The 11,999-nt window shown below is 66.8% G+C and carries 9 protein-coding genes and 2 pseudogenes; 8 read left to right on the top strand and 3 right to left on the bottom strand.

The annotated features are described in order from the left end of the window. Positions 1-90: 90 nt before the first annotated feature. Entirely contained in the window at positions 91-1,020 is a 930-nt protein-coding gene (locus tag AC067Z_RS36280; protein WP_478793911.1) for a polysaccharide deacetylase family protein, read from the top strand. A 343-nt stretch (positions 1,021-1,363) separates the two neighbouring features. Here the strand turns inward: AC067Z_RS36280 and AC067Z_RS36285 are convergent, their stop codons facing one another. Beyond that, positions 1,364-1,738 carry an MFS transporter gene (locus tag AC067Z_RS36285; RefSeq protein WP_478793912.1) on the bottom strand — a complete coding sequence of 125 codons (375 nt, stop codon included), beginning with the start codon at positions 1,736-1,738 and terminating at the stop codon, positions 1,364-1,366. A 301-nt stretch (positions 1,739-2,039) separates the two neighbouring features. Here AC067Z_RS36285 and AC067Z_RS36290 point away from each other — a divergent pair, with 301 nt between their 5' ends. Beyond that, on the top strand, positions 2,040-2,936 hold the full coding sequence (locus AC067Z_RS36290; RefSeq protein WP_478793913.1) for a DMT family transporter: 897 nt from the start codon (positions 2,040-2,042) through the stop codon (positions 2,934-2,936). On the opposite strand, the gene AC067Z_RS36295 is transcribed toward AC067Z_RS36290, so the two are convergent. After that, positions 2,933-3,646, bottom strand: coding sequence for a helix-turn-helix domain-containing protein (locus tag AC067Z_RS36295; RefSeq protein ID WP_478793914.1), 714 nt, complete (start codon positions 3,644-3,646; stop codon positions 2,933-2,935). The genes AC067Z_RS36290 and AC067Z_RS36295 overlap by 4 nt on opposite strands. 230 nt (positions 3,647-3,876) lie before the next feature. Here AC067Z_RS36295 and AC067Z_RS36300 point away from each other — a divergent pair, with 230 nt between their 5' ends. From AC067Z_RS36300 to AC067Z_RS36315, 4 genes are all read left to right on the top strand, one after another. Further along, positions 3,877-4,392: a hypothetical protein gene (locus tag AC067Z_RS36300; protein ID WP_478793915.1), complete on the top strand. Its 516-nt coding sequence runs from the start codon at positions 3,877-3,879 to the stop codon at positions 4,390-4,392. A 12-nt stretch (positions 4,393-4,404) separates the two neighbouring features. Beyond that, positions 4,405-5,421 carry a hypothetical protein gene (locus tag AC067Z_RS36305; protein ID WP_478793916.1) on the top strand — a complete coding sequence of 339 codons (1,017 nt, stop codon included), beginning with the start codon at positions 4,405-4,407 and terminating at the stop codon, positions 5,419-5,421. Between the two features lie 227 nt (positions 5,422-5,648). Further along, positions 5,649-5,912, top strand: coding sequence for a hypothetical protein (locus AC067Z_RS36310; protein WP_478793917.1), 264 nt, complete (start codon positions 5,649-5,651; stop codon positions 5,910-5,912). A 44-nt stretch (positions 5,913-5,956) separates the two neighbouring features. Further along, positions 5,957-10,399, top strand: a complete 4,443-nt coding sequence (locus AC067Z_RS36315; protein ID WP_478793918.1) for a golvesin C-terminal-like domain-containing protein — start codon at positions 5,957-5,959, stop codon at positions 10,397-10,399. Positions 10,400-10,466: 67 nt separating this feature from the next. On the opposite strand, the gene AC067Z_RS36320 is transcribed toward AC067Z_RS36315, so the two are convergent. Continuing rightward, the gene (locus AC067Z_RS36320; protein WP_478793919.1) at positions 10,467-11,051 is read right to left on the bottom strand and encodes an SMI1/KNR4 family protein; all 585 of its coding nucleotides are present in this window, start codon (positions 11,049-11,051) and stop codon (positions 10,467-10,469) included. Between the two features lie 273 nt (positions 11,052-11,324). Here AC067Z_RS36320 and AC067Z_RS36325 point away from each other — a divergent pair. Then, a pseudogene (locus AC067Z_RS36325) lies at positions 11,325-11,642 on the top strand (IS110 family transposase); the annotation flags it as partial. Further along, positions 11,631-11,845: pseudogene (locus tag AC067Z_RS36330) on the top strand (IS5/IS1182 family transposase); the annotation flags it as partial. The pseudogenes AC067Z_RS36325 and AC067Z_RS36330, both read left to right, overlap by 12 nt. Positions 11,846-11,999: the final 154 nt, after the last annotated feature.

The raw sequence follows: 11,999 nt of genomic DNA on the forward strand, positions 1-11,999 counted from the left end.
AAGGCAACCCTGACGCAGGAACAGTCCTGAGCGATCATTGACATGATGATCGGATAGTTTCCGTCAATGGCCACTCTTGTACGAAGATTTATGGCTTTGGCGCTGCTCGGGGCGGTACTCGTCGGGTGCGGTACGGACTCCGGCAGCGGCGCCACGTCGGCGCCCACCCCCTCCTCCCCCGTCGACTCCGGCCGGTCCGCCGCCTCACCGCAGGCCGGCAACCCGCAGGGGCACGGGCCCCGGCCGAAGGCCCCGGCCCTCGCGCCGGGACCGCACGGGCTGACGCCGGTGTTCCGGCGGGCGACGGTCCCGCGCGGCGCCGCCGACAAGACCGTCGCGCTCACCTTCGACGCCGACATGACCGCCGGTCAGGGGCCGCGCGCGGCACGCGGGGAGCGGTTCGACAACCCCGGACTGATCGCCACGCTGCGCCGCCTGAGGGTGCCCTCCACCGTGTTCATGACGGGCCGCTGGGCCGAGGAGTATCCGGCCCAGGCGATGTCCATCGGCCGCGACCCGCTCTTCGAGATCGCCAACCACTCCTACAGCCACCACGCCTTCACCTCCGGCTGCTACGGGCTGCCCGAAGTGGCGGTGAAGGACATGCGGGCCGATGTCGAGCGGGCCTTCAGCGCGTTCGAGCGGGCCGGGGCGCGCAATGTGGTGCCGTACTTCCGCTTCCCCGGCGGCTGTTACGACGACGAGGCGCTGCGCGCGATCGCACCCGCCGAAGTCACCGCCGTGCAGTGGGACGTCGTCAGCGGTGACGCCTTCGCGACCGACGCGGACGCCGTGGCCGAGCAGGTGCTCGCGGACGTCGAGCCGGGCTCGCTCGTGGTCATGCACTGCACCCGCAGCGCCGCCCCGGCGACCGAGCGGGCCGTCCGCAGGATCGTCCCCGAACTGCGCCGCCGCGGCTACCGGTTCGTCAAGGTCTCCGAGCTGATGCGCTCGCCTCAGCGCGACCCCGGCGCCCGCATCGACAGCGGCGGCAGCGTGCCGAGCCCGACGAGCCGGTGACGTACGGCCATGACAGCGTCAGCGTGCGGGCGTGGTCCCAGCCCCAGGCGCTGCCGCGCTCGACCGCCGGCGTGAGTGCGGCCAGCGCGCACACGACGGTGAGACAGCCGGGCAGATCGAGCTGACGGGGCGCCGAGTCGTCCCTCGAGTCGGGTACGCAGAGCACGGCGACGAGGAAGGCGCTCGCGGTCAGCGGTGCGAGCAGCCAGAAGATCCAGTGCCACCCCGGGCCCCTCGGTGAAGCCGCCGCCCACGAACGGTCCCAGCGCGGTCCCGATGTTCGCCACGCCGAACGCGGCGCCCAGCGCCCGTGCTCTGGTCTCCTCGGGGAAGGCGTTGCTGATCACGGAGACCGACACGGGAAGACGAAGCCTGCACCGACGCCCTGGACGATCCGTGCGGCCACCAGGAGCGGCAGCCCCGGCGCGAGCGCGCATCCGACCGAACCGGCCACGAAGAGCGCGATACCGGCGAGGAGAGCACGCCGTCGCCCGAAGACGTCACCCACGCGGCCGCCCACGATGAAGCAGCAGCCCACGGCGAGCATGTAGGCGGAGAGGGTCCACTGGGCCGCGGACGGAGACACGTCGAGTTCGTCCGCGATGCCGGGGATCGCCAGGTTCAGGGCGAAGAAGTCGATCTGGACGCAGAACAGTGCGACCGCCACGGCGACGAAGGCACCCGTCCTTCCCGCCGCCGGCCCCGGCTCTGCGCGCATGGGCGCCCCCTTCTCGCACGCCGTCCGCGCGTCGCCCGGTGGGCCGGGTGTACGCCCGCGTCCCATTGTCCGGCGATGCCCGGACGTCAGCAGCCCGGCTCCCCGGATCGCGGACGGGCAGGGCCCGGCGTCACCATGGCAGGTACCGGGCACGGTACGAACCGGGCACGGTACGAACCGGGCACGGTACGAACCGGGCGACGCGTCCGCCGTCGGCGCCCGCTGCGGACACGCCCCGGGCAGGTCCGGCCGGATCAGGGCCGGGCCGCCCCGGACCACGGACTGCCGGAGGCCGACCACAGTGCACCTGTTCCTGCCGGTCCTGTTCGCGATCTGCGCCGCGTTCAGCAACGCGCTCGCGACCGTGCTGCAGCGCAAGGCGGCCCTCGACGTCCCCCGGTCCGACGGCCTGCGCGCCGGGCTGATGCTCGATCTGCTCCGCAGACCCGTCTGGCTCATCGGCATCGTTGCGGTCATCGCCGCCGCCGTCTGCCAGGCGGTGGCCCTGGCGACCGGACCGCTGACGGTCGTTCAGCCGCTGTTCGTGCTCGAACTGCCGCTCGCCCTCGTCATCGCCTCGCTCCTGCTGCACGGGCATCTGGCGCGGCGCGGCTGGGCGGCTGTGGTGGGCGTTGTGGCAGGCCTCGGCCTCGCCCTCGCCGCGGCCTCCCCCGAGGGCGGCCGCACACATGTGCCGCTCGACCGCTGGATCCCGGCGCTCGCCGTCTGTGCGGCAGCGGTGGTGGCGCTCGCACTCGCGGCACTCCGCCGTCCCGAGGGCCGGGCCCGCGCCGCGTGCCTGGGCCTGGCCACCGCCATCTGCTACGCGCTCACCGCGGCACTGATGAAAGCGGCGATGCACATCCTGGACGACGGAGGCATCACGGCGTTCTTCGCCGCCTGGCAGACCTACGCCTTCGCGGTGGTCGGTGCGGCCGCGCTCTTCCTTCTGGAGAACGCTCTGCAGGCCGGTCCCCTGGTGGCGTCGCAGCCCGCGATCACGCTGGGCGACGCGAGCGTGAGTCTGGTCCTCGGCATCACCCTGTACGAGGAGCACGTGCGCTCCGGCTGGTGGCTGCTGCCCCAGTTGCTCGGTGTCGCCCTGGTGGTGTGGGGCGTACTCGCGCTCTCCCGGATGCCACTCGCCCGTTCCCTGGCGGGGACGGACCGGACGGAGCCGGCCACGGAAGCACCCTAGTCTTCCGAGTCGGGAATTCTGTTCAGATGTGAGGCGAGACGTTCGAGGATCTCGTCGGCGGTCTTCGTCCAGGTGTAGGGCTTCGGGTCGGTGTTCCATGCTGCGATCCAGTTGCGGATGTCCTTCTCGGAGCGGTCCAGGGCCCGGATCTGCGACTTCTCATCGACGCAGAACACCAACGCCCGCTCGGGCGGATCCAGATACAACCCCACGACGTCGTGCACCTTGTCGACGAAGTACGGATCCGTCGACAGCTTGAAGGTCTCCGGCCGGTGCGGCTGCAGACCGAACGCACGCCAGATCCGTGACGCCGACGACCGCGACAGACCCATCTCCATCGCCATCGCCATCGCCATCGCCATCGACCGAGTCGACCAGTGGGTTGCGCTCTTCGGCGGGGACTCCAACGCCTTCGTGACCACCGCGGCAACCTGCTCGTCCGTCACCGTCCTGGTCCCGCCCGGCCGCGGCATGTCACCCAGGCCGGCAATCCGGTACTGCACGAACCGGGACCGCCAACCACTGCATGAGGCGTGGAACCGAGCCGGGCCGCCACATCTTGCTCGAAGCACCCTCAGCACACGCCAGGACGAACCGACACCGCAACGCCCGCGCCTGCGCCTGCGCCTGCGCCTGCGCCTGCGCCTGCGCCTGCGCCTGCGGCATGGAACGACGCCGCACCCACCCCTCAAGTGCCGCCCGTTCCTCATCCGACAGTCTTAACTCGGCCTTCGACCGCCGCGTCCGCGCCATGAGACAACCTGCGCATCTGAACAGAATTCCTGACTCAGAAGACAGGGCCGCGACCACCACAGCCCTACGAGACCTCGGTCACCCGTGACGATCCCGGACAGGTCTCGATCATGCAACGACCATGGCCATGACACCTACCTGGGTGTGAAGATCCTTCTCGCATAAATGATCTATCGATGGAGATGTCATGAGGAGTGTCCGCTTCAAGAAGAAGATGGCCGCCTGCGCTACGTCCTTCGCGGCCGTGGTGGCCGTGATGGCAACCGCCGGTCCGGCGCATGCGGCGGAGTACAAGGTCACCGACAACTGTGATGTTCCGTGGATCACCTGCTCTTACGGTGATTTGTGGCTGTTCTACAACTCGAAGGACATTGCCATCCAGGATGGCTACTACAAGTCGGCGTTCACGACGTACTACAGCAACGTGTCCGACCACTGGGGTACGAGTCAGTACCAGGGATCGTCACTGACGACCTACCGGTACGTCTTCGGCAACGGCGGCAATGGCAACGGCCAGTACATGAAGAACAATGCGGCGTCTGTACAGAACTGCGCCCGAGACGACAACTACCGCGTTTACTACAACTCCGGCTACGGCGGCACATCTCAGTACTTCGCGAAGAACGGCCCCTACGGAGACTGCAACATCACCAACCTGATCTCCGCACTGAAGAACAACAACGCGTCCTCCCACTTCGCTTAAGAAGGAACCCCCGTGAAGCACATCAAGCGGACCGCCACCGCAGTAGCCCTGGCCGCTTCGGCTCTCCTGGTCAGTGCCTGCTCCTCCGGCGCGAGCCCGGAGACCACGAAGAACGTGGCCGACGGCAAACTGATCGTGAACAAGGAAAACTGGCCCAAGAAGATCCCCACCAGTGGCCTGGCCAAGGATCTGACCCTTCCGCTGGAGGCGTACATGGCCTCCTACGAGGACCAGGTCACCGTCGAGCAGGCCGCCACCGATCTTCAGCAGTCCTGTATGAAGGACTATGACATCGACCTGACTCTCCCGAGAGCCGGCGCCAACCCGCCTCCCAGTGACAACGACGCCAACATCGAACGCCGTTATGGCATCACCAACCGGGCCGAGGCGGAGAAGTACGGCTACGAGCTCCCCCCGGCACTGCAGGAGCACACCAAGCAGACCTTGCGCGATCTGTCCGGTGTCGAGGTAGAGGTCCTGACCGGCCACACCAAGCCCGAACTGCCCAAGGCCCCCAAGGGAGTCCAGGCGGGAGAGCCGATCGCCAGCCCCGGCCTGGGCATCAAGCCCGCTCGGGCCGAGTACAACGGGAAGAAGTTGAAGGCGGGCGGCTGCATCGGCTGGTCCAAGGGCCAACTTGGCGTGCAGGAAGCCGACCCGATCATCGTGGCGGAGCTCGCCGGGGACAGTCTGATGCAGTCGATGAAGGACGACAAGGTCATCAAGGCCATCGCCGCGTGGTCTTCGTGCATGGGCGGCAAGGGACATCCGGGTCTTGGCGATCCGTACAAGGCAATGGACCAGGGCGTCACCAACGATGGGAAGCCGTCGCAGGAGTCCATCGCTCTGGCGGTCGACGACATCGACTGCAAGGAGAACACGGATCTCGTGAAGATCTGGTTCGGAGTGGAGTCCGCGATCCAGGACAAGCAGATCGCCGACAACAAGAACCAGCTGACCGGCATCAAGGAGCAGCACGGCCAGGAAATCGCTGCCGCGCGCAAGCAGATGGCGGCTTCCGCTCAGTGACGGGTGATGCAGTGGTGACCGGACCGTGGATGGTCCGGGCACTGTGCCTGACGGCGGTGTGTGTGCTTGCCGCCGGGTGTACGGACGGCGCCGCCGGCAGGGCCCCCGCGTCGCAGCGGCCGGTGACCCCGAGCGCTGAGCCGAGCAGCCCGCAAGTGCGTCCATCGCCTGTGGCTTCGGTGCACTCCGAAGGCCGCACGCGTGTCTTGGAGTACGGAGACCTGGTCGTGCGTGCCACCCCGGAAAGCAGCGGTGTGCGGACCGAGATCGAGGTAGCCAATACCTACGAGCGGGATGCGACGTACTCAGTCCAGATCAGCATCGCTGACGGTGAGGGCTGGACCGCGAACAACCGGTTCTGGCTTCAGGATGTCCCTCCGGGCAAGACCGGACGGGATGATGCGGTGATCGGCTCGGAAGGCATGGGTCCGGTTCCGCAGATTCCGAAAATCTACGTCGATGAGTTCACTCCCATCGTCGACCGAAAATAGAAAAGGGAACACCTTTAGTGCGTACAAGACAGAGGAGACGCGCGGTGGTGATAGCGGCAGCGACTGCGCTTCTCGCCTCGTCACTGTCCATCTCCGCGCAGGCTCAGGGACCGGAGGTCCCCGACAATGCCGTTCAAGGCGGCAAGAGCCTGCCGAAAAAAACGAGCAAGCCCCGCGAGGTCGGCAAGAAGGACCGCGCAACCGTCCTGGGTGATAGCCACTCTTCTTCCCGGGACGTGGCCCTGTCCACCTCCGGCGACGGCGCCGGCTTCCATGTCCTGACAGGCAACGAGAAGGACGGCTACAAGTTCACCACCGTAGCCACCCTGCGCGAAGACGGATTCGATGCGGACTCCTGGATCGGTAACGCGTGCGTGACCGGATCCGGGAAGTACGCGGCCATCGCCTACGCACCCCGGACGTTCACCAACAACCCCGAACTGATGGTGCGCGGCGCGTTCACCGCCGTCGTCGAGCTGGGTAGCGGCAAGGTCACCAAGTTGCCGTTCACCGCGTCGCTGGCCTACTTCTCTCCGGGCTGCGGCACCAGCGATGATGTGGTGTTCACCCAGCTGACCCACGACGGGGACGAGGAGCAGAAGACCCGTCTGATCACCGTGGACGCGGCCACAGGCAAGCCGTCCCGGCCGGCCGCCTTCCCCGGTCAGGTCACGTCAGCTGTCCCGACCCGGCACGGCATCGTGGCCGGGCACGGCAACAAGCTCGTCCGCATCAACGGGCAGAAGGAAACCGTCCTCGCCGTCACGAAGCATGTGCCGTTCCAGATCGCGGCTGACAGCGGCGACGGCGTGACCTTCATCGACCGGGAGGCCGACACAAAGAAGACCCAGGCGAGGTCCTGGGCCAAGCACCTGGCCGCCACGCAGGTCAAGGGCGGGAAGACCACCCCGAAGACGGTGGCTGAAGGGAAACTCACCGACTGGGACCTGTCAGCCACCCCTGGCGGCACGGTGTTCGTCACGGGTAAGGCCAAGAACACGGGGAATCTGCCGGGACCGGTGAAGAACCCGGGGCATCTCGCCAAGGGTGCCCGCATGTCGACTCTGGGCCACGTGGGCGTGTCCACCTCTTGGGCGGACGGCAAGACCAGCCTGATCACACCCGAGGAGGCCAAGCAGGTCCGTGATGCGCGGATCACTCTGGACGTGGTAGCCACCGGCAAGCACACCGAGTTGGACGCCACACCTCAGCTGTCCGCCGAGCGGGCCGAGGCCGGAAGCCGACTCTCCCCGGCGCTGGGCGTCCCGACGGGGAAGGAGTCATCCGCGGAGCCGTCGGTCAGCGGCGACAGCGAGGGTCCGTCCACGCAGACGGTGCACACCCGGGCGCTGACGGCGTCGCCGACCGCTCCGGGCGAGGGCACCGATGAACGCTACTGCGCGGTGGCCCGCAACGATGTCAAGAAGCAGGCATTCCAGCCCACCCCCCGGCAGGTGGAATGGGCCGTGGACCAGGCCGTCGTCGGTGAGCTGAACTTCTACCGCTCGCCGAACTGGAAGAACACCGGCATGGGCGGCTACCAGCCTCAAGGCCTGTTCCCGCCGATCGTGCTGGCCGGCGACCCCAACGGCACCCTCGACAACGAGGACCCCGATGTCACCGACCGCTGGCACATACCCTCGCAGGTGATGCTCGGCGTCACCGCGCAGGAATCCAACATGTGGCAGGCGACCCGCTTCGCTGTCCCCGGTGTCACCGCCAACAGCCTCATCGGCAACTACTACGGCACCCAGTACACCTCCGACGGCACTCAGGCCGACCCGTGGCGCATCAACTTCTCCGAGGCCGACTGCGGTTACGGCATCACGCAGGCCACCGACGGTATGCGGCTGGCGGGCAAGGAGAAGGAGGGTGAGACGGCTCTGTCCCCGCTCACCCAGGAGGCTGTCGCACTGGACTACACCGCCAACGTTGCCTACGGCGTGCAGATCCTCTCCGACAAGTGGAACCAGACCTACCGGGCCGGGATGAAGGTTAACGACGGCCACCCGCAGTGGATCGAGAACTGGTTCTTCGCCCTGTGGGCGTACAACTCCGGCTTCTACGAGACGTCTGATTCCGGCGGACACAAGGGGCTGGGCTGGACCAACAATCCGGCCAACCCGTTGTGGAAGGCCAACCGGATCCCCTTCCTGCAGAGTGCCACGGACCCCTCCAAGGACGACTACAGCCATGCCGCGCACCCGCAGGACTGGCCGTATGAGGAGAAGGTCCTCGGCTGGGCCGCTCGCCCGATCTCGGCGATGTTCGCTCCGGGCGACTTCAAGCCTGGCTACCTGGCTGCCTGGTGGAACAGCAACGCAGACCGCAGCACCGTCAAACCGCCGATCGACCAGTTCTGCGACGCATCCAACGACTGCGACCCGTCCAAGATCGGCGACAACGACTCCAACGACCCCGGCCTGGGCGCCTGCGGGCTCGCCGCGGGCGACTCCGACACCAACCCCCACTGGCTGCACTGCTGGTGGGACAAGCCGGCCGAGTGGAAGAACTGCACCACCGGGGCCGAGTGCGGCCACCAGGTCCACCGCTTCAACACCTCGTACCCGGAACAGCCGGACGCCAACTCCTACCCGCCGCGCTGCAGCAGCGGCCTGCCGTCGAACGCACTGATCGTGGACGATGTGCCCAACGGCACCACCCCGGCAGGATCTGGTTCACGCGGCTGCGGGGCAGTACAGTCGGACGGCACCTTCACCCTCACCTTCCAGCCCTCCGACATCATCGATGCCGACACCGGGCAGACGATCACCACCTACCCCGGCAAGGTCGACACGCACCAGATCGGCGCGGCGTACGGCAATCACTTCTGGTTCACCCACACCCGCTCCCCTGAATCCTTCCCGGAGCCCGGCGACCGGATGAAGGTGACCGGCACCTGGAAGCTCGGCGAGAAGATCACCGAGCACAGCGGTCAGGCCAAGGTCTACGCGCACATCCCCGACCACGGGGCGCAGACCTCCAAGGCCGAATACCGCATCAAGCACGCACACGGCACCACCGTCAAGGCGATCTCCCAGGACGCCAACCAGTCCAACAAGTGGGTCGACCTGGGCGCCTACCAGTTCAACGACACCGTCCCCGAGGTCAGTCTGGACAACTTCAACGGCGGCGACGGCTCCAAGGACATCGCCTACGATGCCATCGCCTTCGTGCCCGGGGACCACGACGGTCTGAACGACATCATCTTCCCCGAGGCGGACCCGAACGCGCCCGACGTCGACTTCGTGGCCGCTCAGGATGCCGAGGAAGTCCTCGCAGGCGCCGCTCTGAGGTCGTCGGCGGCCGCTGCGCCGGGGAGCCAGACGTGCGCGACCGGTAGCGACGGGATCAGCTGGTGCGGTTCCTACGTGCCGCTGGACGAGAAGAAGGCCACGTCCCTGAAGACGGTCGAGCGCGCCGCCGTGGCAGCGGCTGCGGGCCCCGTCGGCTGGTGCGCGAACGTCAACGGCGCAGCCATGCAGACCAGAACGCAAGGATGTCTGCGCGGCCTGCTTCCGTTGACCGCGACACGCGACGGCGTCCCCGTCGGTAACGCGACCATGAAGGTCATCCAGGAGATCAACCTCAACCCCAAGTCGAACGAGTTCACCACGTGGACCGAGCTGTCTCTCGTCAACATGACGGGGCTCACCTCCACCACGCTGACATCGTTCGCGGAGGACTGCTGGCCGACCGGCGACTGCGCCGAAAGCACTGGCCCCTGGATCGGCAGCACAACGTGGACCCCCGGTGACATTCACGTCGCCACCCGGACCAACACCTATACCTGGAACAAGACCACCGGAGGCGAATCGAAGCTGGACTTCACCTGGGACACCACCTGGTCCACACCCAGCGCCGGTGTTCAGGCCGTCCCGAAGTGGTCCAACAACGCCTTCGATGTCCGCTGCGACAACAAGGTGGGGGGCAACACCGGATGTGTGTTCCCCAAGTACACCCCGACGCTTCAGATGAACACAAAGAAGTACCCGGCCGCTGCCGCGTACTACTGGGTGATCATGGAGAAGCTGGCCTCCCACCCCGGCAGCGAGCAGCACAACAAGCCATTGCACCGCCTGGCGGATGATACGAAGGCCAAAGAGAACCGGGACAAGATGTGCATGCTCGCGGTCGCGGAGTGGAACCCGCATCCGAACGCGGACGGCACCAGCTGCGACGAGTACCCGTTCGCAAAATCCCGTGAGAGCGGCGGGATGACGCTGTCCTCGGGCAAGCACTGCGCGCAGTTCTACGCGGACAAGCAAGCCGACGGCAGCTGGATGCTGGAGCTCGACAACAACTACCCGTATCCGACATGGAACGAGATTTGCGGCCGCGCCGCAGTCCCGGCCAAGCAGAACACGGATGCCGGTGGCGACCTCGGGCGGTTCACGTCCGAGATCCGCCTGCTCGACAATGACGCGTATTTCGTCCAGACCGGGTTCGAGTACTGCGACATCAAGTCGGTCTGCAACATCAGCTGACAGCAGGACCAGAAACGAAGCGTCCTGCCGGATCATGGTGATCCGGCAGGACGCTTCGCTTCCAGGGTCAGCCCACGACCCATTCCAGCATGCGTCCTTCGTGGACCGAGGGACGACGCCCCGCGGTCGGTAGCCGCAGCGATCCCTCCACCGCGTTGCACAGGTCGGTCAGCATCGGAGTCATGGACGGCCAGAGCGGCTGGTACTCGGGATCGCCGAACGAGATCTCGCCGACTTCTCCGTAATGGTCCGCTCGGTGGTCGACGAACAGCAGATCACCGGTGAGGGCCTGAGCGAAGGGAACCCACTGGGTGTGTGCGGTGCGCCCGACCACTTCTTCCTCGTAACCTTCCTCGACCGCTTCGTGCGCCATGTCGGAAAGGTTCTTATGCCATTCCAGGATTCCTTCGGTATCCAGAAGGCAGTACCCGAGAAGAAAGGCGCCGGGCGCCATGCTGGACCTGCGCGGTGTGACACCGTTGTGTTCCAGAAGGAGCGACTTCAGTTCACCGTGGAGCGGGAAGCCAACTCCGCTCTCCAGCCTGGATATGTCAACGTCTGACGCCCCTGGGCGGAGCGTGGAGTAATCGCCCGGCGCGTTCTGCCGAAGCCACTCTTCCCATCGGCGCCACAGTTCCTGCATGTTGTTCATCCCGTCCATTGTGGGTCCCGCGCGGGAGCTGCCAGTTCCTCCTGTCACCGTAGCAATTTGGTCGGCCGACGGTGGCTCGGGTGGGCTCGACCGCGATCAACAGCCGCCACCGTTGGAATTCGTCATGCATTGCCCCCACTCGACCAACAGACTACGAGGTGCCCTGTACAAGTACTTCTGGTTCAGATCTGGCGCACGGCCCCATGCCAGGGGCCGGCAACGGCGCTGGTGTGTCCCACGCCCGGCTGCCGTCACCCACCCACGGCGATCGATCCCGCTGACGAGACCGTCGCCGAGCTCTCGATGATCGCCGGGTTCGACGACGACCTGGCAGGTGAGTCCACCCGGATCGCCAACCGGCTTCGCGGCCTGCTCACCCAGATCCACCCCTCCCTCGAGCGTGTCCTGGGCCTGCGCATCCAGCACCCGGCCGTGCTCGGACTGCTCGACCAGTTCGGCTCACCCGCCCAGATCCGCAAAGCCGGACGCCGTCGCCTCGTGACCTTGATACGTCCCGAGGCGCCGCGGATGGCCGAGCGCCTGGTCGAGGACATCTTCACCGCACTTGACGAGCAAACCGTCATCGTCCCGCACCGCAAACGCCCCGGGCGGGACCTCCTGGCCGGCGAGGAAGAAGACAACGCCGTGCCCGCAGAGTCCGTGCCCGCGTGGAGCACGCCTTCGCCCGCATGGAGCACTACAAGATCCTCCGGGACTGTCGACAGCGCGGCAGCGGTCGTCACCACGCAGTCCAGGCCGTCGCCCACATGCACGACCTCGCCCTCGCCACGTGAACAGAACCACCCCAGAGGCGCCTCCGACCTGCCCGAACACAGCCTTCTGCAACACGCTTTACTGATCTTTTCGTAAGTTTGGTGGGTGTGGTGGCCGTGTGGGTGGGAGGCTGTCGGGGTGGCATATCAACCTTCCCCTTCGGTTGCCGGGTCC

It is taken from the genome of Streptomyces sp. NPDC043812 (assembly GCF_056436245.1).